This is a genomic window from Thiohalocapsa sp. ML1 (assembly GCF_001469165.1).
GTDB lineage: Bacteria > Pseudomonadota > Gammaproteobacteria > Chromatiales > Chromatiaceae > Thiohalocapsa.
Genome location: NZ_JABX01000017.1, coordinates 1 through 25,429 on the forward strand (window position 1 = coordinate 1; position 25,429 = coordinate 25,429).

Annotated in this window: 25 protein-coding genes and 1 CRISPR repeat array; of the genes, 3 read left to right on the plus strand and 22 right to left on the minus strand. The window is 67.8% G+C overall.

Features of this window, described 5'->3' with window-relative positions; all coding sequences use genetic code 11:
* Positions 1 to 32: 32 nt before the first annotated feature.
* Positions 33 to 689: direct repeats of the CRISPR family, unit length 36 nt; unit sequence GTCTCAATCCCCTTCAATTCGGGGCAGCGGTCGGAC.
* A gap of 94 nt (positions 690 to 783) precedes the next feature.
* The 22 genes from ML01_RS12330 to ML01_RS12435 all read right to left on the minus strand — a co-directional run bounded on the left by ML01_RS12330 (position 784) and on the right by ML01_RS12435 (position 22,427).
* Positions 784 to 1,713, minus strand: a complete 930-nt coding sequence (locus tag ML01_RS12330) for a reverse transcriptase domain-containing protein (protein ID WP_082674220.1) — start codon at positions 1,711 to 1,713, stop codon at positions 784 to 786.
* A gap of 128 nt (positions 1,714 to 1,841) precedes the next feature.
* A complete protein-coding gene (cas1, locus tag ML01_RS12335) occupies positions 1,842 to 2,939 on the minus strand; it encodes a CRISPR-associated endonuclease Cas1 (RefSeq protein WP_058555708.1) in 1,098 nt (365 codons plus the stop codon).
* Between the two features lie 35 nt (positions 2,940 to 2,974).
* Entirely contained in the window at positions 2,975 to 3,460 is a 486-nt protein-coding gene (locus tag ML01_RS12340) for a CRISPR-associated endonuclease Cas2 (protein WP_058555709.1), read from the minus strand.
* A 229-nt stretch (positions 3,461 to 3,689) separates the two neighbouring features.
* Entirely contained in the window at positions 3,690 to 3,977 is a 288-nt protein-coding gene (locus ML01_RS12345) for a CRISPR-associated endonuclease Cas2 (protein ID WP_058555710.1), read from the minus strand.
* Positions 3,978 to 4,004: 27 nt separating this feature from the next.
* The gene (locus ML01_RS12350) at positions 4,005 to 4,556 is read right to left on the minus strand and encodes a hypothetical protein (RefSeq protein ID WP_058555711.1); all 552 of its coding nucleotides are present in this window, start codon (positions 4,554 to 4,556) and stop codon (positions 4,005 to 4,007) included.
* A gap of 137 nt (positions 4,557 to 4,693) precedes the next feature.
* Positions 4,694 to 5,827, minus strand: a complete 1,134-nt coding sequence (locus ML01_RS12355) for a hypothetical protein (RefSeq protein ID WP_058555712.1) — start codon at positions 5,825 to 5,827, stop codon at positions 4,694 to 4,696.
* A gap of 242 nt (positions 5,828 to 6,069) precedes the next feature.
* A complete protein-coding gene (locus ML01_RS12360; protein ID WP_058555713.1) occupies positions 6,070 to 6,711 on the minus strand; it encodes a hypothetical protein in 642 nt (213 codons plus the stop codon).
* A 108-nt stretch (positions 6,712 to 6,819) separates the two neighbouring features.
* Positions 6,820 to 7,137, minus strand: a complete 318-nt coding sequence (locus ML01_RS12365) for an STIV orfB116 family protein (RefSeq protein ID WP_058555714.1) — start codon at positions 7,135 to 7,137, stop codon at positions 6,820 to 6,822.
* Positions 7,138 to 7,194: 57 nt separating this feature from the next.
* Entirely contained in the window at positions 7,195 to 7,620 is a 426-nt protein-coding gene (locus ML01_RS12370; protein WP_254045234.1) for a DUF86 domain-containing protein, read from the minus strand.
* Entirely contained in the window at positions 7,613 to 8,038 is a 426-nt protein-coding gene (locus ML01_RS12375; protein ID WP_162268014.1) for a nucleotidyltransferase family protein, read from the minus strand. The genes ML01_RS12370 and ML01_RS12375 overlap by 8 nt, the downstream gene beginning before the upstream one ends.
* A 110-nt stretch (positions 8,039 to 8,148) precedes the next feature.
* A complete protein-coding gene (locus ML01_RS12380) occupies positions 8,149 to 8,688 on the minus strand; it encodes a hypothetical protein (protein WP_058555716.1) in 540 nt (179 codons plus the stop codon).
* A 4-nt stretch (positions 8,689 to 8,692) separates the two neighbouring features.
* Positions 8,693 to 10,255, minus strand: a complete 1,563-nt coding sequence (gene csx16 / locus ML01_RS27260; protein WP_162268015.1) for a CRISPR-associated protein Csx16 — start codon at positions 10,253 to 10,255, stop codon at positions 8,693 to 8,695.
* Between the two features lie 47 nt (positions 10,256 to 10,302).
* Positions 10,303 to 11,331, minus strand: a complete 1,029-nt coding sequence (cmr6, locus tag ML01_RS12390) for a type III-B CRISPR module RAMP protein Cmr6 (protein ID WP_058555717.1) — start codon at positions 11,329 to 11,331, stop codon at positions 10,303 to 10,305.
* Complete coding sequence (cmr5, locus tag ML01_RS12395) at positions 11,328 to 11,771, minus strand: type III-B CRISPR module-associated protein Cmr5 (protein WP_082674222.1); 444 nt, start codon at positions 11,769 to 11,771, stop codon at positions 11,328 to 11,330. Before cmr5 ends, cmr6 begins: the two co-directional genes overlap by 4 nt.
* Before the next feature lie 12 nt (positions 11,772 to 11,783).
* Positions 11,784 to 12,674 carry a type III-B CRISPR module RAMP protein Cmr4 gene (gene cmr4 / locus ML01_RS12400; RefSeq protein ID WP_058555801.1) on the minus strand — a complete coding sequence of 297 codons (891 nt, stop codon included), beginning with the start codon at positions 12,672 to 12,674 and terminating at the stop codon, positions 11,784 to 11,786.
* An 11-nt stretch (positions 12,675 to 12,685) separates the two neighbouring features.
* Entirely contained in the window at positions 12,686 to 13,894 is a 1,209-nt protein-coding gene (locus ML01_RS12405; RefSeq protein WP_254045236.1) for a type III-B CRISPR module-associated protein Cmr3, read from the minus strand.
* A gap of 178 nt (positions 13,895 to 14,072) precedes the next feature.
* On the minus strand, positions 14,073 to 15,974 hold the full coding sequence (cas10, locus tag ML01_RS12410; RefSeq protein ID WP_058555719.1) for a type III-B CRISPR-associated protein Cas10/Cmr2: 1,902 nt from the start codon (positions 15,972 to 15,974) through the stop codon (positions 14,073 to 14,075).
* A 3-nt stretch (positions 15,975 to 15,977) separates the two neighbouring features.
* Entirely contained in the window at positions 15,978 to 17,174 is a 1,197-nt protein-coding gene (locus ML01_RS27265; protein WP_082674224.1) for an RAMP superfamily CRISPR-associated protein, read from the minus strand.
* A gap of 1,045 nt (positions 17,175 to 18,219) precedes the next feature.
* The gene (gene cas6, locus ML01_RS12420; RefSeq protein WP_058555721.1) at positions 18,220 to 19,239 is read right to left on the minus strand and encodes a CRISPR system precrRNA processing endoribonuclease RAMP protein Cas6; all 1,020 of its coding nucleotides are present in this window, start codon (positions 19,237 to 19,239) and stop codon (positions 18,220 to 18,222) included.
* Between the two features lie 131 nt (positions 19,240 to 19,370).
* Positions 19,371 to 19,754, minus strand: a complete 384-nt coding sequence (locus ML01_RS12425) for a hypothetical protein (protein WP_156427689.1) — start codon at positions 19,752 to 19,754, stop codon at positions 19,371 to 19,373.
* A gap of 184 nt (positions 19,755 to 19,938) precedes the next feature.
* Entirely contained in the window at positions 19,939 to 20,940 is a 1,002-nt protein-coding gene (gene cydB / locus ML01_RS12430) for a cytochrome d ubiquinol oxidase subunit II (protein WP_058555723.1), read from the minus strand.
* Between the two features lie 50 nt (positions 20,941 to 20,990).
* Positions 20,991 to 22,427, minus strand: coding sequence for a cytochrome ubiquinol oxidase subunit I (locus ML01_RS12435; protein WP_058555724.1), 1,437 nt, complete (start codon positions 22,425 to 22,427; stop codon positions 20,991 to 20,993).
* A gap of 388 nt (positions 22,428 to 22,815) precedes the next feature.
* Between ML01_RS12435 and rpsT the strand changes: the two genes are divergently transcribed.
* The 3 genes from rpsT (at position 22,816) to ML01_RS12450 (ending at position 24,801) form a co-directional block, all read left to right on the plus strand.
* A complete protein-coding gene (gene rpsT / locus ML01_RS12440; RefSeq protein ID WP_058555725.1) occupies positions 22,816 to 23,085 on the plus strand; it encodes a 30S ribosomal protein S20 in 270 nt (89 codons plus the stop codon).
* Between the two features lie 232 nt (positions 23,086 to 23,317).
* Entirely contained in the window at positions 23,318 to 23,674 is a 357-nt protein-coding gene (locus tag ML01_RS12445) for a cupin domain-containing protein (protein ID WP_082674225.1), read from the plus strand.
* A gap of 17 nt (positions 23,675 to 23,691) precedes the next feature.
* Complete coding sequence (locus tag ML01_RS12450; protein ID WP_254045237.1) at positions 23,692 to 24,801, plus strand: hypothetical protein; 1,110 nt, start codon at positions 23,692 to 23,694, stop codon at positions 24,799 to 24,801.
* Positions 24,802 to 25,429: the final 628 nt, after the last annotated feature.

Here is a 25,429-nt window from a genome sequence, read left to right on the forward strand (position 1 = left end):
TCCGCACTATTGCAAAACAAACAAGCGACACAGTCTCAATCCCCTTCAATTCGGGGCAGCGGTCGGACATGACGTTACTCGTGCATCGGGTGTCTCAATCAGTCTCAATCCCCTTCAATTCGGGGCAGCGGTCGGACCACTTTTCACTGGTACATGCGCGAGCGTTGTTGTCTCAATCCCCTTCAATTCGGGGCAGCGGTCGGACATAACGCGACCACCCGAACAATCCCCCACCACCCGGTCTCAATCCCCTTCAATTCGGGGCAGCGGTCGGACAGAAAAGTATGGAGAAAGGGGAGAGCCGACACGGTCTCAATCCCCTTCAATTCGGGGCAGCGGTCGGACGCACAACTCCTGGAACAGTGTGCTGAGGCGTCTGTCTCAATCCCCTTCAATTCGGGGCAGCGGTCGGACAACGGCCCCATTACCCTGAACGATGGGACCCGTCTCAATCCCCTTCAATTCGGGGCAGCGGTCGGACCCGCCGACCCAGTCGGCCGCCCAGCCCCGCACTGTCTCAATCCCCTTCAATTCGGGGCAGCGGTCGGACAGACACAATCGTATTGGCACTCTTTCATTGAGTGTCTCAATCCCCTTCAATTCGGGGCAGCGGTCGGACCGAACTTTTGAGGTAAGTCGCTATGAGTGAGAGAGTCTCAATCCCCTTCAATTCGGGGCAGCGGTCGGACAGCTTGACAAATACTTTCCGATTGCAGAACAGTGAGTTGCGGCGACCCGAGCGAGCACGAGAAGTTTCCGAAAAAGTTAACTTTCGTTGCGGGCCTAGGTACTGTGCTTTTGTACAGCGATCGGGCCGTTTCGGCGCGGTCGCAACGGCTTTGATTGTAGCCGCTGACGCGCTGGACGCAAGCCCGGGGTTTGGCTTGGCCGCGGCAGGGACTGCCCGAGGAAGACGACCTCCGGGCTGCTCTGTACGACGCGGGTCTTCTCGGCGTTGAGCTGGAGATCGAGGGCTTCGAGCTGTCGGCGGGCGAAGTCGAGTGCGCGCTCGGCGTCGGCCTTGTCGGCGGTGAACAGCAGGAAGTCGTCGGCATAGCGCACGAAGGGGACCTTGGCGGCATCCAGGGCGCTGTCGAAGGCGTGCAGGTAGAGGTTGCAGAACAGCGGCGAGAGGATGGCGCCCTGGGGGATGCCGCGGTGGGCGGCGAGAAAGCTGCTGTGCGCGGCGCCGACGTCGAGCCACTGGTCGATGAGGGCCATGAGGCGGGCGTCGGCGACGAAGTCCCGGACGGTGCGGCGCAGGGGCTTGAGCGGGATGTTATCGAAGAAGCCCTTGATGTCGGCGTCCACCAGCCAGTGCAGGCCGCAGCGGATGCGCTCGCGGGTGCGATCAAGGGCCATTTCGACGTTGCGGCGCGGGCGGTAGCCGTAGCTGTCGTGGTGGAAGAGCTGCTCGGCGCGCGGCTCTAGCACGAGCTGCACGGCCTTCTGGAGCAGCTTGTCGCGCAGGCACAGCGCCGAGAGCACGCGCTGCTTGCCGTCGGCCTTGGCGACCGCGAAGCGGCGCAGCGGTGCCGGGCGGTAGCGGCCGGCGGCGACGTCGTCGCGCAGCGTCAGCAGGTGGAGCAGCAGATTGCGCTCCATCTCGGTGCGGGGGATGCCGGCATCCCAGACGGCGTGGTCGGTGGACAGGGTCTTCCAGGCGCGGTTCAGGGTCTCGGGGCTGAGGATGTCGTCGAGGGGCTTGGGCATGGGGGCTTCTCGGGTTGGCGCTGTGGGGCGGACGGTCGGTGCGGCGTTTGGTGCGGCTGGTGGTGCGGCTGGTGGTGCGGCGCTGCTGGTGCGGCGCGCTTGGTTGCGCGCGCCGGCGCTGTGCGGCGCTACTCGGCTTGCGGCAGCGCCGGCTTGAGCCAGCGGCGCAGGGTGTCGACGCGGCGCCCGCAGAGCTGCGGCAGGCTGGTGTCGGTGGCGTCGACCGCGTCGGTCTGCGCCGTGGCGGCTGCCGGGTGCGGGTCCGCGGTCGCGGTGTCTCGGTCGGCCGGGGCGGAGGCGGCCGGCACCGCCGGCAGCGCGGCGAGATCCGGCCAGTCGCGCCGGGCCTGCGCCCAGGCGCGGTAGAAGCGTTCGCGACCGTCCTTGCCGAGCTGGCAGCCGGTTGTGCCGGTGGTGAAGTCGGCGGGGACGAGCACGCTGTCGAGAAGCCCGAGCACGACGCAGTCCACGGACGGACGCAGGGGCTCGATGAGGTCGAGCACCAGCGATTCGCGGCCGGGAACGATGCCGTGCAGAAAGCCGCGGGCGGGGTCGAGCCCCTGGCGCTGCACGGCCGCGAGCATCTCGCCGCCGAGCAGGGTGTAGCCGAGCGAGAGCAGCACGTTGACGGGGTCGCGCGGGGGCCGGCGGTTGCGGCCGGCGAACTGCCAGGCGTCCGGCAGCCAGCCGGCGAGCCAGCGGTACCAGGCGCCGGCGGCGCCGCCCTCGAAGCCCATCAGCGTGCCCACGGTGCGCGCGCGCTGGAGCTTGTCGCCGGCCTCATCGAGGGCGGCGGTGAGCGCGGCGAGGGCGTTGGGGGCTGCGGCGGCGCCGGTCGATGCGGCGGCCAGGTGCAGGGCGGCGCGGCGCTGGGCGTCGAGCTTGGCCGCGAGCAGCCGGCGCGCGATGCTGAGCGCCAGCTCGGGGCGGTCGGCGGCGCGGTGCTGGGCGGTGCGCAGCTCGATGGTGGCGCCGAGTGCGGCGCCGACCAGCGCGGCGGGGCTGCGCCCGCGGGCCGGCAGCAGCACGCCGGGGATGCCGCGCTCGGCGAGCGCACGCCAGACGTCGCAGGCAATGAGCGCCTTGCCGTGCACGATGACTTGACCGAGCACGCCGAGGGGGACGTGCTCGGGCGGCGCGTCGCCGTGGCGCACGCAGAGCGCCTTGCCGTTGAGCTCGACACGGGTGTCGCGCCGGTCGATGACGAGGATGAGGTCGGTGGTCATGGCGGGCTCCTTGGTGGTGGTGCTGCGGGGTCTGCTCAGGGCTTGCGGCGGCGCTCGGTGCGGGTGGCGGTGCGCGGCCGATCCGCGGCAGCGGGGCGTGCGCCGCTGCCGGCCGCGGCGCGCGCTGGCGCCGGCCGATCGGCGCTGCGACCGGCGCCGAGCAGGCCGCGCCACCAGCCGGGCTTGACCGGGGCGCGGGCGGGTTGGTCGCGCTGCCCTGGGGCGGGCGCGGCGGCGGTCAGATGGGCGTCGGCGAGCAGTCCCGCGCGGGCGATGCCCTTGCCGCGCATCCAGATGTCGGCCGGGTCGGCGACGGGGTAGGCGCGCACGTCGTCTTCCGCGGCGACCATGATCTTGGCGAGCATGTCCAGCAGTTGGTCCATGCCGCGTCGGTTGCGCTGCACCAGAAACACCGATTCCTGCACCGGGACGCCTTCGCGGCGCATGCGGTAGTGCACGCGCTTGAGGCGACGCGGGTCGGCGATGTCGTAGGCGAGCAGGTACCAGTCTTTGCGGTCCATAGAAGTTGCTCGTGATTGCGTGTCCGCTCGTTGTCGTTGTCGTTGCCGTTGCCGTTGTCGTTGCCGTTGTCGGAGCCGTGCAACGCGCTTGGTCCGTGTTGACCAGGAGGTCAACACTCCAGTCAACGCCACGGCGGGAGCGTGGCGGGAGAGCGGGCGGAGGGCACGGCCGGAGAGCCGACCTCCAGGTCGGCTCGGCAGGCGCGAGAGCCAGCCCGTCTTCACCGGCTTAGCGCACCGCGAGCAGCAGCCGGTTGGTGGTGTCCGGACTGCCGCGACCGCGGGCGAGGGCCGGGCGGCGAGCCTCCAGCCAGGCGAGCAGCAGGCGGTCGGTGTCCGGGTCCATCTCGCCCGCAAGCTGGGCGATGAGCTCGGCGGCCTCGGCCTCGGTGAGCAGACACTCGTGCACGGATTTCTGCCCGTCGAGGCGCCACTCGCGCAGGATGCGCAGCACCGCCCGCCGGGTACGGTTGTCGCTGATGTCGTACGCAATCACGGCGACGCGGCGCTGCTGCATGGCGGTTTCCTCGCTGGGTGGCGGCGCTCAGGCCTTGGCGCTGACGCCTTCGTGGATGATGGCGACGAACTCGCCGCCGAGCTGGTCGAGCATTTCGTGGAACTGGTCCACGGCGCGCAGCAGGCGCTGCTCCTCGGCGTCGCGCAGCGACTCGTGGCGGAGCTTGGCGATGGCGTCGAAGCGGCGCTCCATCTCGGCGTTGAAGCGCTCGGTGACCTGGTTCATGGTCTGCTGGAGCTTGAGCTTCTCCTCGGCGAAGAACTCGTGGCGCTTGCGGCGCATCTCGGCCTTGCCGGTGACGAGCACGTCGTTGCACATCTCCTGCACGGCCTGGAGCTTGGTCTCCACGGCCAGGTGCAGGGCGCGGCGGCGGTACTCGAAGCCGGAGCGGAGCTGGTCAAGCTCGTGGCGGCGCACCTCGCGCTCGGCCTCGCTCGGGAAGAGCCGCGCGAGGAAGCGCTCCTCGTCGCGCTGCATGGCGCGGCCGACGAGCATGCGGTTGTGCTCGAGGTGCGGCGCAATGGCCTTGGGCTCGCGCTCGATCAGCGGGACGTTGTTGAGGGTGTCGTCGAGAGACATGGCGATGGTCCTGGGTTGTTGTCTGGATTGCTTGAGGGCGCCGCCTGGAGAAGCCGATGCGAGAGGGCCAAGGGCCGAGGGCCGAGGGCTGCTGGCTCGCACCGGCCAAAGGCGGCACGGCTTCCGCCGTGCCGCCATTAGGCCGCACGGGCGGGGCCGGGGCCGCCATCGGCAAGCTTGTCTTCTGCGCCCTCGCGCAGGCCGGCCTCGATGGCCTCGCGGCTGCGGCGCACGCGGGCCTTGACCAGCTCGCCGTCGAGCGCGAAGCCGTGCAGCGCGGAGGCCGTCTCGGCGGCCTTGCTGTCCGCGACGAGCGCGGCGCGGTGCCAGGCTTCGAGAACGGGCAAGCGCGAGGTGGTCAGCAGCTCGAAGCTGACCCAGATGCCGAGCTCCATCGTCACGCTGAGGAACAGCGCGAGGAAGAAGGTGAACTGGAGCACCGTCGGCGGCTCCGGGAACACCGCGTCCAGGGTGTTGACGAAGGCGCGCGCCAGCGCGTGCTCGACGCGCGAGTCGCCCTCGTAGCCGCTGGCGCGGATGGCGGCGAGCTCGCGGTCGCGGCGCTCGGTACGCGCGGCGGTCTGCGCGGCCTCGGCGCCGTCGAGCGCTGCGAGCAGCTCGGCCCGGCGGGCGGCAACGTTGGCGTCGTGCTCGGTGCGGGCGCGCTCGAAGGCGGCCTTCTCGTCGGCAAGGCGCTGCTCGATGGCGCGGTAGCGCTTGCCGATGAAGACGCCGCCGACCTCGTTGTCCATCTCGGCGTCGAGCTGCTGTTCCAGCGCCGCGATGGCCGGCAGGTAGCGCGCGGCGATGGCCTCGCGCTCGCGCAGGTCTTGGGCATCGAGCGCGGCGAGGGCGTCGGTGCGGCGGGCTGCGGCGTCGGCGCGCTCGCGTTCGGTGTCGGCCTGGAAGCGGGCTTGGGCGGACGCGAGATCGGCGCCGCGCACCTGCTCCAGCGCCGGGCGATCCAGATGACCGGCGAGGTACATCAGCGAGCAGGCGGCGGAAAGCCCGAGCAGCATCCAGCGGAAGCCGAGCACGACGCCGCGCACCGTGTGCGGATAACGCACCGTCTGCTGGCTGTGCAGGAAGCGGTGCATGACGATGACCAGCACCTTGAGCCCCTCCAGCGCCACGGCGAGACCGAGCGCGAGCCAGAGGCTGTCGAGATAGGCATAGAGCACCTGCCCCTCCAGCACCGCCGCTACCGCAAAGAGCAGCAGGCCGAGGATGAGCAGCAGGGCCCAGGTGACGGGATACAAGCGTTGCAGCATGGTGCGCCTCCGGGACGCAGTCGTTTAGTGACTGCATAGGAGACTAATGCTGGGCGCTTCCGTGTACGCCCGGCGGCAAGCTTGTCAATAAGTCGCGTCTCGTGACACCGCTCCGGCGGTGTCACGCATCCGGCGGCGCTCCGCGCCGCGACCCTGGTGGGAGCGGCTTCAGCCGCGAATCTCCGTGGGAGCGGCTTTAGCCGCGATCCGCGACGTCACCGCCGGCGCTGCATTGTCGCGGCTCAAGCCGCTCTCACCGCCCCCGCCGGCCGCGGCCGCGAGACGCACCGGACGCGCGCCGTCTCCGGCTTGGGCTGGTGCTGCTCATCGTAGCCGACCGTGACATACAGCGAATCCACGCGGGCCTCCTCCGCCGCCATGAAGGCACCGAGGCTCATCGGTACCTTGCCGCCGGTCACGTCCACGGCCACGTTGCTGACGCCGTTGCGCTTGAGCTCCGCAAGCAGCGCGTGCACTGCGGTGCGCGCCGCTTCGGGGTCATCGGCATCGGCAACCTCGCGCGAGCCGACGACGCGAATGCCGAGCGCTTGCGCCTTCGCCACAAGGCCCTGCACCGCGTCCCCGCTGAACGCGGTACCGACAAAGCCCACCCAAGTCGGCCGCGCCCGCTCCATCACCCAAGCCGGCACCTCGGCGCGGCTCACCGTGAACAACAGCGCCGTCCAGTGCGCGTCGTCCCGCGCCAGCCCGCCGACCTTCGGGAAGCGATTGCCGCGCAACCACGCCCGCAGTCGGTCGCGTCTCACCCAAGCCAAAGAGCCGACGACGATCGCGACAACGGAGGTCGCGAGCCCAAGCAGCGTGCTGATGCGGTCGATCAGCTCCCAGAGGGCGGGGTCGGTTGCGAAGGCGGTCTCGTTCATGGCGGTAAGGTCTCCTTGGTTACGTCAATGCCGACGAAGCAAGCGGCTCGGCGCCGCGAACGCGCAGCCGCCGCAATGCCGGAAGCGCCGCGGCGAAGGCTCCCGGCCTCACGCCAACCGCTCCAGCCAGCCCAGCTCGAAGGGCATGGCGGCCATCTCTTCCGCGCTCAGCCCCCGCCCCTCCGCCAGCCGCCCTCTGAGGCGCAGCACCAAAGCCGCATCACCGGGCTGCATCTCGATGCTGACCCGCACCGCGCCCACCGGCAGCCCGAGCAGCCGCGACAAGAAATCCGCCGCCGGCCGATGTCCGATGGCCGATTGGAAGCCGCCCGCAACACGCGCCCGCGCCACCTCCGGCGCAATCGGGCCGGAGAAGCGGAAGTCGCCGTAGGCGGTCAGGATAGGCGTGTTCAGCAGGTAGATCATGGTGCTCCGGTTTGGCGCGCTCGCCTCTCGGGCCAATCGCAGCCGCCACGGCGGCGATTAGCCCGGCGTGTTTGACTTTGGACCGGCGAGCCGATTCAGGCTCCAGTCTCGAAACGCCGTGTATAGCCTCACGGCCGGCTCGACGGCGGCGGTGACGCGGCCCAAATCGATCTCATCGTAAAGATGCGTCAACACGTTGCGCATTCCGCAGGCCGCAATCAACTCCTTAGCCAAAGGCTCAGGCATACTGCCCTTCGCGGCGAGCCTGCCGAAGATCTCCCGATAGCTCGCAGGCAGGGTTTCCTCATCTTGCTTCAGGAATTGCAGCGCAATATCTGCTGCCGACTCGCACAGCAGTTGCAGCAGCCGTTCGATCGTGTAGTGCTCGCGCAGCCGAGCGGCCTCATCCTGCCCGGCGTAGGCGCCGAGATCCGTGATGTAGCGATTCAGGAAGCCGAGCTTTCGCTCCAGCACTTCAGTCATGTTCGGTGCCATAAAGGACCTCGCGTTGCTGATGCCGGAACCATTCGCTATCCGCATGCAGAAAGAACGCGCGGTCCCGCTCCCGTTCAAACAGCCCCGGCTCGGCCTCGAACAGGCAAACCCCGGCGCGGAATACCTCGAAGCGCGTCACCGGCGACAGGCTTGGCTGCATCAGCAGCAGGTCCACCGGCCGCGGCGCCGCCAGTGCCTCCAACTCCGCCTGCCAGCGACCCTGCTCCAGCAGATCGGGCACCCCCGCCGGCAGCACCGCGAGGTCCAAGTCCCGGCCGCGGCCCGCGCGCGCAACGGAGCCGAACAGCACGACCAGACGCCAGCGATGCTGTTGGGCGAGGGCGGTGAGGCTGGCTCGGTCCAGGCCGGCAGGGAACCCCGACACCGCGGTTGCGGTGTCAGCCATAGTCGGAGGGTGGATGGCGGATCGGGACATCGAGGTTATCCAAGTGCGCTTCGCGGACGACGCCATAGCATGCAGCGGGAACACACTGCGTTCCGTAGCGCAGACCCGTATCAGTGCATCCGCAACGGACCGAAATTGACATAGGTCCCCTGGTCGTGACCATAAAGCATGACGCGACAACCGTTTGCGAATTCGGCGCCGATGAGAGCCGCAACGAAGGTCGGCCCCGCATGGAAATAATGCAACGTATCGGTGCCGTTGGCGTAGATCCGCGCCCCCGCGTCCCTGAGCTCTCGACGCAACTCCGGCAGATCGTCCGGCGTCAGATTCAAGTCGCGCCCGATCACGAAGATACGCTCCGTGGAGATCGCCGCCAGCCCGGGGTCGTGTTGAACATACTGCTCGACCGCAGGGCGAATGCTTCTCCCCGGCAAGAGGTCCAGGATCAGGATCGCCGGCCGTTCCCCGGGCCTGCGGCGAATCTCTTGGAACCAGCGCCGCTCGCGCCGACGTCGGCCGACGGTGACCTCCCACCAAGTCCCGAAGATCGGGAACGCCAGGATAAGCCCGAGTACGATCCCAAGCGGGTCCAGGTAGGTATCGACGAAATGCTTGATGGCCTCAGCCCAGACGATAGCGGTATCCCACATTGCGTCACTTCTCGCGTAAGACCCGAAACCCTTCGACCCGCGCCCCGAGCCGGCGCATATCCTCGGCGGTCAGATCCCTTCCACGCAGTTCCGGCGGCAGCGGAAGCGTCAAGTGCAGATAACGCCCCCCGCGGGCGCAGACATCTGCAGCGAGGTTCACCGGCAGGGATCCGATGACGGTGTCGCCGGGCTGGATGGTGTCGGCTTCGAGATGCTCGATCAGCTCGTCCACCACGATGCCCTCCGCGCGCGCCCAATCGCGTGCGCCGGGGTGTCGGGTGACGAAGTACGTCCTAGCGGACTGCGCAGCGTCGACCCAAGCACATGGCAAACTCCCCGCGTCCAATTTGGACTCGAACTCCTCGGCGAGTCGATGCAATTGCTCTCTGATCGTTCGAGGCGGGAGGGGCCGTGACCGGAAGCCGGCGTGCTCGATGTCGTTGCGCACGTCCGCGATACTCTTGGCCGCCGCCTCAAGCCGATTGAACCGCTCCTCTGCGCGCGTGCGTGCCGACTTGTCGAACCCCTGCTCATCGCCCGGGACGGTCGCACCGGGCTCCGCGTAAGCGGTGACCCAAGCCTCTCGGAGCGCGGCGGCACCCTCGGCCACACGCCCGAAACGCAAGTACAGCTTGACCAGATCGGCGAGCGCCCGTTGACCAGCTGGATCCCGCAGGTCGGCATAGCTGCCAGACAACGGACGCGCCATCGCTGCGATCTCGTCCAACAGCGGCGCCAACGGCGGGGCGACTTCGCCGACCTCGGTGCGACTGGACTCGATGTTGCGCAGGAGCTCGTCGGCGCAGGAGCCCTTGCCACCGCCGCTGCACCGCGGCTTGCCGAGCAGCAGCTCGCCGAAGCGCAAGGTTGCAAAGGCTTCACCGAACCCCCGCAAGGCTCGGGCGAGTTTCTCCAGCTCGGGACGTGGCCCTTGCTTCCCGCCCGCGGCCCAATCCCGCGCCAACCTCCGACCGAGGGCGTCCGCGAGCGCGGCGACGCCGGCGGCATCCCCCGTCGAGACCAGACGTTGGAGCGCGTTGCTCCAATCGATCAGATCGGAAAAGGTCGTCAGATCCCAGATCGGCGTGACGTTGGTTTCGGGGTCGCGCGCTTCCCAGGCGCCGTAGACTACCCGCAAGTCCTCGGGCCCCCGACCGAGGGCGCGCACATAGGCGATCACGGCTGCGGCGAAGAACGGCTGCGCTCGAAAGCCGTGAGTGATATCGAAAAGAACCGGACGTTCCGCACGCGCCTCCAAGTTTTCTCTTATCCGATCAAAAGCATCCCAAAGCTCTGCGGATCGTTGTCCGCTTGGTAGAGACTCGAAGCGAGGCTCAGGGATGGCAGTTGCGGTGAATGCGTTGCGCAGCAGAGTACCGTTCTTCGTCTCCGCTTCCTTGGTGGCGAACACAACGACTTCGTTCGCAGCATACAGCCGTGCCAGGGCAACGGCGACGAATGGCGTTTCAATCGTTGCAGTCAAGTCTGCGGACAAGGCATAGCAGGTCGGCTTGTAATCGCCGGTGCCGAGAAACGAGAAAATAACAGGCCCTAGTTCAGCGGGCATCCAATTCCTCCATTGCATTGAGAGGTCCACCCCATCGGCGGACTTGCTCAGTCCGGCGGCGCATAGATTGCCTTGGCCAACCGGGCAGACTTGCCGGATGGGTCTTCCCACCAGTCGCGCGCCTGCCAGCGGGCGCGGATATCGGCCAGGGCGCGGGCCTTGAGGTCCGGGTCGTCGATCGCCTGCCAGCGCTCGGCCAGCCCCTTGCCGCGAAGAACTTCGTCCTCCTTGGAGCGATTGGCCTGCACCAGCGCGATAATCGTCTCATCGACCCAAGGGCAGCGCCCACAGCCGGCGTCATCGCCGCCAGCCGCGCCGACGAAGTAGCCGTAGCCGGCGCGACGCTTGGCGCCGATGCCCGCTTCCACGAGCGTCGATCGCAGCATGGCCTCGGCCAGATGCATCCAGGCTGGCGGGCCTTCAATCGCGAACAGGAAGGCCCCTTGCACCGCGATTTGGGCGTTGGGCACCGGGCTATCGAGATCGCTCGCGGGCACTTCACCCTCCTTGCCGTAGTAATCCAGATGGTGGGTGGTGACCACCTCCTGCACCATCGGGGATGCTGCGGAGCCGGGCACCCACCAGGCATCGTGGAAGGTGTAGACGCCGGCCAACCCAACGGGATGCGCCGTAGACGGCTCAGCGCCGAACAGATCGTTGCAGATCTCCGCGTGTACCTTGCCGAATGGGCTGGCGCGGACATGTGCGGCGACGGCGCCCTTGATGCTCGATCCCATCAGGTAGGGCATGCCATAGCTGTGATGGATGGCACAGCCGGTCTCCAACATGCCGCCGGCGGTGAGCCCGATGAAGAGCCGCGATTCCAGCGTCAACTCGATGACCCGAAAACGCAGGCCCTCTCGGCGTACCAGGTCGCTCCAGCGTTGGTAGGCGTTGACGTAGAAGGTACTCGGTGGGACGGCGCAAATCCGCTGGATGTGGCCGGTTTTGCGCACGCGCCCAGCCTCGGTCTCGTTGTCGTAGTCCTGATAACCCCTTTGGATCAACAACCCCGCATGGGCATCCCGCGCCCGCGTATAGGCATTGCGGAGGTCATTGCGGATGAGGGCGGTCATTGGCCAGCCTCCTCGGTGGCGCCTTCCTCACCGCTCTTTTCGGCCCGGGCCTCCGCGAGGGTGTCGCCCGTCGCTGTGATGCCGAGCTCGCCCTGTACGTAGCGCTTCATCCAGGCGGCGGCATCCAGGGCGTGGCGGGTGAGCTGCATGGTCCGAGACAAGTCCGCCGCAATGATCTCGCTGTGGAAGCTACGGGCGTCCGCGGCATTTGTGGACCCGCCTTGCCGCAGCACGGCGAGCAGATCATTCAATACGGCCAGATGCTCATTCTCGCCTTTGGCGAGCAGGAAGCCGCTGGCCTGGGCGAGGCCGTTCTGGAGGATCAGCACGGGCAGCTTGTGCGTTAAGGCGCCGTACTGCTTCTTGAAGGATTCGCCGGTACGGGCGCTCACGCTTTCGAACGCGGCCACGGCGACAAGGTGTGAGCGAATCGCGGTCATCTGTCTGCCCTCCTAGATATACAGCCGCACAAGGCCGCGGCCGACGCCGGCCTTGCCGCCGAGTTGAAGCAGCCTACCGTCGGCAGGCAGGAGTCGCGCCAATTCCTCGGCGGTACGCCTCTTCTTGCTTTCCGTGTTCATGGAGCCCGCGAGCGCGTAGACGCCCCAAAGGATGGTCTCGGCCGGGAGATTCTCCTCGTACCAGAGAGCGCCCTTTCTCACGACGCCGGTCCGGTCATCAATGGCGATGCGCGCGCGCAACTCGGTGGCGGTCTCCGACAGATAGCTCAGTACGTCGTCGGGCACGATGGCGAAACGCGCAATCAGGTCCGCTTGGGCGGTGCTGTCCGCGGCGTAGACCTGCTCCGCGATGCACTTGGCCCACGCGGTGGTGTCGGCGTTCTGGCCCGCCGTGAGGTCGAGGTCCTCCAGTACGAGTGTGCTGCCCATCAGGTTGACAGAGCCTTCCGCCACGAGGGCGTCGCTACTGCTGGCTGGCGTCGGCAGACCCGCGGGCAGACCGCGTCCGGTCATGCCGAGGTCGTGCGCATAGCGCGCCAGGATGAACGGAGATGTCACGTAGCAAAGCACACCGGCCAGGGCGCGCACCGGCAGGCAGAGCAGATGGGCATCGCCGATCGCCAGCGCCCCGGCAAAGGCCTTCTCGTTCTCGACGATCGCTTTCGGGCCGAACAGATCCGCGACCACCTCCGCATCTCTGCCGTCGCCGTCTCGCTTCGGGGTTAGCTCCTCGCGAAGCACTCCACGAATTGAGGAGCCTGGCACCAGCGGCAGCCTGGTGGCGCGGGCGCGCGCGATCGGCAGGTCCACGACGCCGACCGATTGGCCGGTGCCGCAATGCAGCGCGGAGAGGGCTTGGAGATGAAAGAGTCGTGCTTGCATGGTGTCGTCCCTCACGCGGGAGTGTTTCGTTGGGTTTTGCCGTCGCCGAGGCTCCAGGGCGCGGGCAAGGCCAAGCCGAAGCCGTCGCGACAGTCTTGCTCGTTGTCGCAGACGCTCCGAAGCCACAGGGCCGCGAGGTCGGAGTCGGTCACCTTCTCGGGCTCCGCCAGCGCGAACCAATACACAGCGCCAGCCGGGACCAGCTTGCGGCCGGCGCGCGGCTTCTGCTTGGCCAGGTCCCAGCCGGAGTGAGGCTGCCAGCGCCCGAGCGCGGCGGCGCAGAGCACAAGCTCGGGTGCGGCCAGGCCAGTCGGGGCGCCGACGAGCCGGGATGCGTGCGCGCCCTCGGCAGCTTTAGCGAGCCAGCCCGGCCGATAGCCCGCGGAGAACAGCCCGGGCGTCAGCAGCGTGAGGCTAAGCCCGCCGGCTGCGCGGATCGCCGCGGCCCAGCCGGGCGGCATAGCGGGCCATGCCGCCGTCGGGCGCGGTTCGATGCGCGCCAGCCGGCGCTCGCCGCCGAGGTGCGCCAGCGCTGCCCCGAGCGGGCGCTCCAGCCGGATCAGCAGGCGAAAATCGCTGCCTGGGTCGTCTTTGATACCTTGCGGTGAGGACAGGTCGAGCCCCTCGGTCTGGAAGAGCTGACCGGTCTTCGCCGCGTAGGTGGTCGGCTCGATGGCGACGTGGGTGCGGCGGTCCCCGTCCGGCGGCGACCAGCCTTGCTCTTCCAGTTGCGCGAAGCTCAACTCATGGCGCTCACGAAAGGCGATCAGGTCCTCCCATGCCCACCAGGCAGGACCTTTGATCTCCTTGCCCTCGCTGTCCTCGCTGAGACTGACCGGCAGCAGACCGTCGGGCAGGTCCGCCCCGCAGCCTTCGGCGAAGGGCCCGGGCTCCGCGCGCAGACAGCGCTGCGCGTCGTCGATGTTGAAGTAAAGGGCATCCGCGGGTCGCGGGGCGAACAGACACAAGCTGCCATCCGGGGCAGGCCGCGCGAGCAGCGGGCCATGCAGGCCGATCTCCATCAACGCGTCGCTGAAGGGGCTGTTCGTCTCCCGAGCCCAGGCGGTGCGCAGGCAACCGGCGACAGTGGACGGCGGCGGAAAGCGCGCGCTGTCCGGGCCGGCCTGGTCGTCGAACGGACGGCCGGAGCGGCTGATGATCGGCGCCAGCGGCAGCAGGGTCACGACCGGGCTCGGTTCGGCCTGTTCCGGGAGCCGCATCGCCGCTCGGTCCTTCGCGGCCGTCGATGCCTTTGCACCAGCCGGCGCGGAAGCGGCCTTCGGTTGGCCAAGTTCCGGCACAACGCTGCCGGCGGTCGCCGCCTTCGTTGCCGCAGCAAAGCCCGATGCTGGGGGCGTTGGTTGCTTGCGGTACTTGGGTGGAGGCTGTTTGTGCTTCTTAGCCATCCTCGTTGTCTCCCACATCGGCCGCGGTACGCGCGGCAAGCCATCGGGCGATGATCAGCGTGTCGGCGAGCCGGCCGATTCCCATCGAGGCGGCGCGCTCGGCGAGCATGTCGATCAAGTCCGGCGCGATCTCTTTCTCTCCTGCCTCGGTGCGGGCGCGCGCGAGTACGCGTCGGGTCTCGGCCGCCCGCATGCCCGCCAGTGTCCGCGAGCGCTCGGCTTTGTCCGCATCGGACTCACCCTCGGCGACCCACTTGTCCAGCCCTTTCAGTCGATCGGCGACGGCGCGCAGGTCGTAGGCGATGCGGCTCGGCAGCGCGCGGTCGGCGAAGGCTTGTTTAAGCTTCTTCAAATCTGGCAGCGCGGTGGGATGGTCCCAGCGGGAGCGCCAGCCGTATTCGGCACCGGAGCGAATCCCAAGCCGAATGGCGAGGGCGTTGCGCGTCTCGTCTGTTCCAAGTGCGTTGCCCTTGGCCTCCTTCTCTGCGCCCTCCGCGCGTTGCCGTAGCGAGCCGAGCGGCTCCATCACGTGGCCGATGCCGAGACCGACCGACAGGCTCGGTCTTTCGGCAGGCGCGATCCCGAGCGTGTCGGCGATGCTGTTTAGGGCGGTGGCAAAACACCGCCGCAGCTCATCGGCGGCATCGACGGACTGCTGCAACGGGAGCATCGCCAGCACATCATCGCCACCGGAGTAGATTGCATGGCCTCGATACTTGCGCACGATGGCCGGCACGGCATCGGCGAAACCGGAAAGGGCCTTAGAGATAGCGCGGGCGTGCTCCGATTCGACCGCTTTCGACAGCAGCGCCCCCATTCGATCACCGTCCGCTTTAAGAATGACGCCATAGGGCACCGGGCCGGCGATTGCAGTACCGCTGGCATCGACCTTCTCGGCAATGGCCTTGAGCGTACCGTTGAGCCCACCCAAATGCCGCTTTTCTGTCTCGGTCAGGTCCCTGCGCTGCCTTGCATTGTCCAGGCGGAAGCGGTACAGCAACTCGCCATCGACGGGAAGACCGTCGTAGATGTGGTTGCCGCAGACGAAGGTCGCGAGGTCGCTGTCGTCGCGGGCGAGGGGCTCATAGTCGCGACGAATCGCCTGCCGCTGCTCCTCGGTCAATGACTGCACCCAGGCATCGGCGGCCACGCGGGCATACGCGGTGAACTGCTCCGGATCGCCCGCGAGGCGCTTGGCGACGCCGAGTGCATCCAACTGCTCGTTGCCCGCGAGCCGGAGCTTGCGCATCGGACCGCGATACATGGGGTCATCACGCTCCGCGCGCTTCAATTTGAGTACGGATTCTCGCGCGGCGTCCAGTGAAGACTTCGGGATGCCGTAACCAAGCGCGTCGTGCGGGGCTGTGGCCGCCGGGCGGAAGTGCCGCGTCGCCTTGCGCGCGGCATGCAGACCACCGAGGCGCTTCGAGGCGGCACCGTAGGTCTCGCCGGGGCGCATGACCGTCCAGGCCGAGTAGCACTCCAGGATGTCGCCGATCTGCTTGTCCCAGAGGTCTTCATGTAAAGGTAGCTTGTCTCCCAGCTTGTCCTTCCCAATAAGGCAAAGCCGGGCAATACGCTCTTCCGCTGCACCCTTGGCGCGCTCGCACAGCCGGGAGATCTTTTCGGGATCATCCGCGTCGATGGAAGCGCGAATGATATTGGACGTGTTCGCGATGTCGCCGGGTGTGTCGCGCGGCCTCAAGTCTTCGGCCGGGTTGTCCGTGAACGGGAAGATCAGGCTGCCGGGTTGTGCCGCATGTAATTCCAATGCCGCCGCCTTCGACGCCTCCGACAGCAACCAGGACCCGCACCAGAGATCGCGCGTGCGCCGCGCGGCCTCGATGAGACTTTGCACCGGCCCCAACGAAAGGGCAATCAGGTAGGTCGACATGGGTCATTCCTCCGTGAAGAAGTGCATGAAGGCTGTCAGCGGATCGTTCCCGCGTTCGCGCATCGGTGCGACGGTGGCGGCGATTCTCGCTCGCGCATCGGCATTGGTTGGCCAAGGCCGCGGCGTAAACGGGTGATCCTTGAAACGAAGCGGTGTGTTCAGCGCGCGTTCCCACTTCGGCAATAACAAGGCCATTCGACGCCAACGTTGTCCATCCCAGTAGGGCCCCAAGACCAACGGACTTGCCATGCGATCCTCCCCTCCCCCGGGTAGCAGTTCGGTTGTCTCCGGTTCACCGTTTCGCGGCGAACCGGGAAATTCGAAGCGAATCGGCATGCCGAAGGCCGCCCGCGGGAAGGCGTTACCGCCCTCGTGAACGGGGCGGTGCCGCCCGTTGGCATCCCTGCCAGGGAAAAAACGCCGGATTTGGTCAGGCTCTGGCCAGAAGCTGCGGCTTGGCCTGGGGTGCCCTGCACGCCGGCCAACACCTGGTGCTTGTCGGAAGGCAAACAGTTTGTTCACTGCAAGCCTCCATTGCTGAAGTGGGTCGCCGCTGCCCTGCCGGCCCAATTGCAGCGCGCCGCCTCGATCCGCAACCATTGCAGCAGATACAGGTGCAAGGTCTTTTACATGGACGGTACCAAAGCCCCGACGAGTACGCGCACCCAATCCGCCGAAGCTCGCCCACCAGCGCAATGCAAGCTCAACTTCTTCTGCGCAAGCATCGGGACAGTCCAACAGAAACTGGAACGCGAAACCGGCCCGCAACCAATGCGTGACCCCGTTGATGGAGGAAGGCCCAAAGGCGTAGCGAATAGCAATGTCGCGCTCCGCGTCCGACGGCACGAGATCCGACGCGGATACGCACGAGGAAACCACCCGCACCCGAACCCGACTCGCCGCCGGCCCCTTGGCGCCAATGCCACCCCAGATGGCGCTTTCTGCCTTGAACATCGCTTTCGGATCATCAAGCGGCGCGCAGGCCATCCGCCACCAGAACCGAAGCTGCCCGCGCAGCGCGGCGGCGCGCACGGGCATCGCCTGATCCACGACGCCCGCACTGACGCCACCCCCATACAGCGGCGTGACGAGCTTGCAGGCGTAGCTGGTCCAGTCTCGATCGGCCGATGCCGCCTTCCACTGCTCGGTGATCTCATCCACAACCACCGAATCATCGGCGTGCTCGAACTTGCGCGTCATAGCGGCCTCGCTTTGCTGCTCAGTTGGCGTGGTTTCAGGGTTGGCCTTGGACGGATCGTGCGGAGCAAAGCGCTTTGGGCACGATGCTGCGCGCGTCCTCGGCGGCAGAGCCGCGAAAATGGGGTGCCGAGGCGGAGCCTCGGCACCAGACAATTTGCCTGATGCGTGTACAGCAAACTTCCTCGGGTCGAGCCGGGTCGGCGTGCGGCGGACCGACGCGGGCGTTGGGTCAGCCGAGTCCGTCGTCGGTCATCTTCACTTCGTGCTTCAAATGCCGCCATTTCGTTCACCCTTTTGGCGTTGAAACGTGGCTTTGCAGCCTCGCGGAAGCTTCATCTTGCCTACGCGCAGGACGCAAAGGGCTAAGAGAGCGCGCAGCGACCTACGGCCGGTTGTGAATGAATCGCAAACGGACGATGGCCCAACGGTGTGCCACCGTTGGGCAACTGGTTACGCGATGGGTTTACTCGCGGCGACGGAAGATCACGATCACCTGGACGATGATCGAGAGACTCGTAACGGCGATGCTGACGGCGGTCAGGTCAGCGTTAGAGAACGAGATTTGGGGCAGATAAGCCAGCATGGGGCACCTCGTTGGCGTTGGTTGTCGGGAAGCGGTCACGCAGGGATGACGCAAGAATCAGCCGTGGTTGACTGAAACCGAAACAACGCCTGCCCGCCATCGTAAAACGTAGTCGCATTAGTCAATTGCTAGGTCACGTTAAGATTCCCCATTAAGTAGTTTGCCCCACCACGAGCGAGGCGGGAGGTGGTCAAGCGCCGCCGCAAAAAATGCGACGTCGCTTGACGATTGCGGGAGCGTCGTCTAAATCCCCTTCAAGTATCGGATCGGTCCGGTTAGGGGCGTCTGCCGAACCAAATCGACGACCGTGTCGCGTAAACGGTACTAAGTCTCGCACCGCATCGTAGTCGGGTCAAGCAGCACCAGTAGCGCATACAACGTCTCGGTGGCGAACTGCCACTGGCAGCCGTCAACGAGCACGAGTATATAACAAAAAAGCCTGTGCCTTCCGGGCCCGATGGTTCAGGGCTGCAATCCCCGGCTTCCTCCGCCGCCCGGGCCGTCGGCTTGTGGCTTCGGGTCTGCCAAGGGCTCCAGCCGATAGCCGCCGAGCCCGAATGCGGTCCCCTTGCCGGCGTGAACCCATTGTCCAAGCCACAGCACCGGCCAGTACGCGGCGAGCGCCGGACCCCCGAGCACGAAGCTGCCGACGAGCCCGCCCATGGGCTGGTGTGCCTGTTGGCGATTGGACCAGCGCCGCCAGTCCCGCCAATGCAGGTCGATGTCCGCGACGACGAGCGCATCGGCGTGCTCGGCAACGTGCGCCCACGCGAACGCGCCTGGCTCACCGCCATAGAGTTGGGAGAGTCGATGGAGACGGGTGTGGAGATTGCGCAGCAGGTCGCGGACGCGGAAGGTCCCGGGCGTCGGAAAGCCGCCGCCGGCCTTGATGCGCAGCGGCGTCAAGAGCCGCACGCGCACCGCTGCCGGACAGGGCGGCGGCTCGGCGGCCGTCGGGGTCGGCGCGGGGCCGAGCCCATGCTGCGGGCTCCAGAGCGGTTGCCATTCGTTGCTGCCGACGCTGCGCTCCCAGCTCACGACGTGCAGTTGTAGGCGCGCCTGCGTCGGCCCGAGCCCGCGCTTGCCGGCTTCGACGAAGGCGGCGATCACGAAGGTCAGGCGTTGCTCGACCGCGCCGATCAGGGTCAGCCCGAGCCCGAGCGCCCCGCCCGCGGCAATCGCCGGCGGCGCGTCGAGATCGGGCTCCAGCACGAAGGGGTGCGGCAGGGTGTCCGGGCCGGTCTGCCCCGCACGTTCCGGCCCGATGCCGGCGGCATCCAGCGCCGCGGCGGGGGTCTCGAACAAGACCGGATAGGCGCAATTGCGCAGCAGCAGACAGCCGTTGCAGGTCGGTTGGCGGGTGACGCAGGCAATCGCCCGCAGCGAATGTCCGAAGAGCCCGCGCCAGGCGGAGCCGCTGTATTCCGGCAACTGGACCGGATCAATGGCGCGGAAGGAAAAGCGAAGGCGCAATAGGTCCATCAAACGTCACCAAAGTAGAAGGGCCGAGGGCCGAGGGCCGAGGGCCGAGCTGGGCGCCTCGGCCCGCGGCCGTGAGCGGCGCCGCGCCTCGCATGGTGCTTGTTCGTCGAGGCCGGCGCAGCGTGTGCGGCTCAGCGCTGCAACGGCATAAACTGCACCGGGTGCTGCTTGACGTAGTCCTGCTCGAAGTCGAGCTCGATGCCGAAGCCGTTGTCGTCGCGGCGGAGCTTGATCTGCTTTAGGTCCGGCAGCCGAGCGGCCAGGTAGCTGGTGAAGGCCGCGGCCTGCGCCTCGTGGTCGGAGACGATGGCGTGCGCCAGATTCGCGGCGATGAACTGCGCCTTCTGCATCTGGTCCGGCGCCGGCACCAGCGCGCCGTCCACGGCGATGCCTTCGGCGTCCATGCGCCGGTCCATCTTCTCCAGGTAAGCCGCCTGGTAGTCCGGCAGCGGCTTGCCGCGGTCGTATTCGATCTGCGCGATACCGTCGAGCAGCACGGCCATGATTCGGGACATCTGTCGCCTCCGTCGTCTCGCTAAATCCGTCACGGGCGCACGCGCGCGCACCCGCCGCAGACACAAAGCCTCGCGCGGCAGGCCCTCCTGAGTCAAACAGAGAAGGAAGGGCCGAGGGCCAAGGGCCAAGGACGCCCTCCGCATCGAGCCGCCCTCTCCTCGGCCCTCGGCCCTCGGCCCTTCCTCAGTGGTATTGCTTCGCCGACTGCACCTTGCCGCGGAAGACCCAATACACGGCTCCGGTGTAAATCAGGATCACCGGCAGCACCACGACGCCGGCGCCCCAGAACAGAAACGCGAGGGACGACGCCGGCGCCGCGGCATCAACGAGGGTGAGGTGGTAGGGCACCACCCAGGGCCAGAAGCTGCCGGCGAGCATCAGATAGGCCGTAAAGAACAGGAGCGACGCCATCGCATAGGGCTGCCAGTCCGGCCCGCGGGCCTCCGCCGCCAGGCAGAGCTGGCCCGCGGCGATGCTGGCGGCGAACGGCAGCAGCAGGAGCCAGGGCGCCGCAAGCCAGCGGTGGACCACGCGGAAGTCGCCGATGAGCGTCATCAGCAGGGCCAGCGCGACGAAGGCGACGACGGTGTTCATCAGCCGCGGCAGCCAGCGATAGGCCCAGTCGCGCAGCTCGCCGTCGGTCTTGAGCACCAGCCAGGCGGCGCCGAGCAGCGCATAGCCGGCCACCAGCCCGAAGCCGCACAACAGCGGGAAGGGCGCGAGCCAGTCGAAGGGGCCGCCGACGAAGTTTCGCCCCTCCACCGCCAGGCCCTTGACCATGGCGCCGATGGCCGCGCCTTGCACGAAGCTCGCCACCGCCGAGCCTGCCACGAAGCCGATGTCCCACACCCAGCGCGCCCGACGGGTCTTGTAGCGGAACTCGAAGGCGACGCCGCGCAGGATCAGCGCCACCAAAAGCAGCGTCACCGGTAGGTAAAAGGCCGACAAAAAGATCGAATAGACCACCGGGAAGGCGCCGAACAGCACGGTGCCGACGACGACGAGCCAGGTCTCGTTGCCGTCCCAGACCGGCGCGATGGAGCCCATCATGTCGCGCCGCTGCTCCTCGCTGCGGTTCAGGCCGAACAGGATGCCGACGCCGAGATCGAAGCCGTCCAGCAGCACGTAGATCAGGATGGACAGCGCCAGCACGGCGCCCCAGAAGGAGATGAGAGTGGCTTCCATCGGATGCTCCTCGGCGGCGGAGAGATATCGTCACCAGCCCTGAGATGTCGTCACCAGCCCTCAGCCCGCCCCCACCGCGGCGCCGCCGGCGCGGGCTCGGCCGCACCGGCGGGGTTGGTCGGCGCAAAGCCGAGATCCGCCGGCGGCGGCCCGGCGTCGGGCTCGTCCAGCCCCACGCGCAGGAGCCGGTAGATGTAGAGCGTGCCAGCCGAGAAGATCAGCGCGTAGACCGTGGCGAAGGCCGCGAGCGACAGCAGCACCGCCGCACCGCTCAGGCTCGGCGTGATGGCGTCCTCGGTGCGGATCAGGCCGTAGACCACCCAAGGGTGGCGGCCCACCTCGGCGGTGAACCAGCCGGCGAGCACGGCGATGAAGCCGCTCGGAAAGTGCAGGAAGGTCGCCCACAGGAACCAGCGCGGCGGGCGCAACGGGTCCCGGTAGCGGCGCTTTGCGAGCAGCCAGACCCCGCCCCAGGACAACGCCAACATCAAGAGGCCCAGGCCCACCATGATGCGAAAGCTGTAGAAGGGGATCAGAAAAGGCGGGCGCTCATCCTGCGGCACGGTGACAATGCCGGGCTCCGCGGCGGCGAAGTCGCCCTTGGTGACGAAGCTGCCCAGGTATGGAATGCCCAGCTCGAAGACGTTGCGCTCCTGCTCCGGGTCCGGCCAGGCGAGGAGCAGGAGGCGCGCCGGCGCTTCGGTCTGCCAGCGCCCCTCGATGGTCGTGAACTTGCCCGGCTGGTGCTCGGCCGTGTACTCGCCGTTCAGGTGGCCGATGGCGATCTGAACCGGCGCGAACAGGGCGGCAAAGCCGAGCCCCATCCCGAGCATGACCCGCGCCGGCGCCACGTGCCGGCCCCGCAGCAGGTACCAAGCGCCGGTAGCCGCGACACAGAAAGCAGTCGTCAGGTAGGCGCCGACCAGCATGTGCGGGAAGCGCACCCAGAGCACGTCGTTCATGAGGATCTTGCCCCAGTCGGACGGCACCGTGTCCGCTCCGGCCAGCTCATAGGCGATGGGCACCTGCATCCAGGTGTTGTTGGCCATGATCCAGAAGGCCGAGAACGTGGTGCCGAGCGCCACCATCAGCGTCGCGCCAAAGTAGGCCAGGCGCGGCACGCGGTCGCGGCCGAACAGGAGCACGCCGAAGAAGGTCGCCTCCAGCAGAAAGGCGGTGAAGGATTCATAGGCCAGGAGCGGACCCTGGATCGGCCCGGTGCGGGTCGCCAGCTCGCTCCAGTTGGTGCCGAACTGAAAGGCCATGACGATGCCGGACACCACGCCCATGCCGAAGGCCACCGCGAATACCTTGAGCCAGAAGTCGAACAACTGCCGGTAGACGGCCCGCCGCGTGGCCAGGTGCAGCCCCTCCAGCGTCGCGAGCCAGGCTGCAAGCCCGATGGTGAAGGCCGGAAAGATAATGTGGAACGACACCGTGAACGCGAACTGGATGCGCGAGAGCAGAACCGGGTCGAAGGTGTGCATGATCGATCTCCGTCGGGTGCCGCCGGGCTTGCCCGCCCTGCCGCGACAATGAGGCGGCACAGCGTCGGCGCAAAGGCGCCCGCGCTGATGACCTGTCACCACCCGGGGCGCGGCCGGCAACCGGCGAGACGACCGGAGCAGGCGCGTCGGCCGCTTCGGCGCGCGGGCGTGCCGGCTTGGCGGGCAGGGGCCGGAATTCGTTGACAATTCGGTGCTGTTGAGACATTCTGCGCGGTTTCGTGGCACCCGACATCCGGCGGCCTGGCAGCTTTGCTCAGGTCAGCGTCAGGACGCAGCGCCGCAGAAATCCCGAACCGCCCCATCGGCGCTACCCGAGCCCCGGCGCCGATCACCCCGAGCCCGAACCGAGAACCGTCGAGGAACCCCCATGGCCAACTCCCCCCAAGCCCGCAAGCGTGCCCGTCAGGCCGAAGACCACCGCCAACGCAACGCCTCGCAGCGCAGCACGCTGCGCACCGCCATCAAGAAGGTCATCAAGGCCATCCGCGTCGGCGACAAGGCCGCCGCCAGCGAGGCCTACAAGGCCGCCGTGCCGGTCATCGACCGCGCCGCCGGCAAGGGCCTAGTCCATGCGAACAAGGCCGCGCGCCACAAGAGTCGGCTGAATGCGCACATCAAGGCACTGGCGGAGGGTTGACGCTTGCGCGGCGGGCACCTAAGTTGCCCGAAAGCGCCAAGTCCCTGCAGATGAGTCAAATTTCACGGCGATTTGGCCCAAGGACCTAAGGATTAAGGGAGCGCTCCTCGGCCCTTTGCATGGCGCCAACGAGTGGGCTACGCACGGGGTCGATAGCGATTTCGATTTCGATTTCGATTTCGATTTCGATCAAGACAGTTGGGCTGTTGATACAAGCAACCGGCCGAGACCCATGCCGACCAGCGCAGACCAACCCCGCCCACGGCCGCGCCAGCCGCAGAACCTCTTCGCGCACGTGCCGATGCTCGAGCACGGAGAGGAGTTTCAGACCCTCGCCCGCCGTGAGGGTGTGCATATCGAGCGCATCGTCAGCAGCCCGCAGCCGGCGCCTGTCTTGTACGATCAGGCCAGCGATGAGTGGGTTTTGTTGCTCCAGGGCTACGCGACCCTGGATCTCGACGGCACGCCGGTGGAGCTCACCGCGGGCGATCACCTGCTGATCCCGGCCCACCTGCCCCACCGCGTCGTCGCGACATCGACGTCGCCCTGCTGCGTGTGGGTCGCCGTGCACCTGCCGGCGGCCACCTGACGCGGCCGGCTAACCCGGTGCCTCGCGCCACGCCCGCCCATCTGTTCATCGCCGCCACCGCCCACGGCTACGGCCATGTGACCCAGGCGAGCGCAATCGCGCATGGACTGCGACAACGGCACCCGGACCTTCGCATCACCCTGGCCGCGACCGTCGACGCGGGTTTCGTGCGCGAGCGGATGCCCGCGGGCACGATCCTGATCGATCTCGCCATGGACGTCGCGTTGCCGATGGACGGGCCGCTCCGCGTGCGCTGGGACGAGGGCCTGGCCGTCTACAGCGCCTTCGACGCCGACCACGACCGCCACCTCGCGAGCCAGCGCGCGCTGCTCGCGGAGCTGCGCCCGGACCTGCTGCTGGCCGACGTGCCCTGGCTGCCGCTGACCGCCGCCCGCCAGCTCGGCATCCCCGCGGTGGGCCTTTGCTCGCTGAGCTGGCTCGATATCCTCGCCGAGAGCCCGGTGGGCCACCGACTGCCCGAGGCCCTGGTCGCGCACCTGCGCGAGGGCTACGCCGGGGCGGAGCTCTTCCTGCGCCCGGCGCCGAGCATGCCCATGGCCTGGCTGCCGAACGGCCGCGACATCGGCCCCATAGCGCACCAGCGCCCGCGGGACCCGGCCGGGCTACGCCGCCGGCTCGGCGTCGCCGAGCACACCCGGCTGGTGCTGATCCAGTTTGGCGGCGCGGGCTCGCTGGCGCTGCCCGCGGCGGCGCCGCTGCCGCCGGATGTGCTGCTGCTGACGCCGATCCCGGCGCTCGCCGACCGGCCCGACGCCCGCCTCATCGGCCCCGCCGCCGGGCCGGACGCCTTGCCGGTGGCGGACGTGCTCGCGTGCTGCGACGCCGTCATCACCAAGCCCGGCTACGGCACCTTCGCCGAGGCCGCCTGCCACGGCATCCCGGTGCTGTCGGTGCCCCGCGGCGACTGGCCGGAGGAACCGCCGCTGGTACACTGGCTCGCGCGGCAGGTCCCGATGCGCTGCGTGTCGCCGGCGGACTTCGCCGCCGGGCGTATCGCCGCGCCGCTGGCGGAGCTGCTCGCCGCAGGACCGGTCGACCCGGTGCCGGCGACCGGCGTCGAGGAGGCCGTCGAGCTCCTCTGGCCCTGGCTGGCCGCGCCCCGCTAACCCCCCCAGCGAGGCTGAGCGTCGCCAAGGGCAGAGATCGCAGTTTTACGCAGCGCCCTCGTTGGCGCATTGAACAAGGTCCGAGGGCCGAGGGCCGAGGAGGGCTCCCTGCGCACTCCGCACTTCGCACTCCGCATCCGCACTCCGCACTCCGCACTCCGCATCCGCATCCGCACTCCGCACTCCGCACTTCGCACTCCGCACTCCGCACTCCGCACTCCGCACTCCGCATCCGCACTTCGCACTTCGCACTTCGCACTCCGCATCCGCACTTCGCACTCCGCACTTCGCACTTCGCACTTCGCACTCCGCCCTTCTTCCATCAAGCGCCGCGCGCCAGCAATCGCTGGGCGAACCGTGTACTTTTTTGCTAGACATCGGAGGCCGGCTTTCGGTTCGCAGCGCGAACGAAGTCGCTGACTTCCCGAGCGTTCCGTAAATTCCCGCTCGAAACTCGAGCCTGTCCGGTTTACCATGCAAGCAGAACGGTCATACACGAATCATCGCCGGACATCCTGCCCGGCGGGGCGCAACAGAGCACGGGGCCGCAGCGCGTGCAGCACATTACCCGGAGGGAGGAGAGGGCGGCGATGGTTCGGCGCGTTGCCGCCGCCGATCCGTCGCTAAC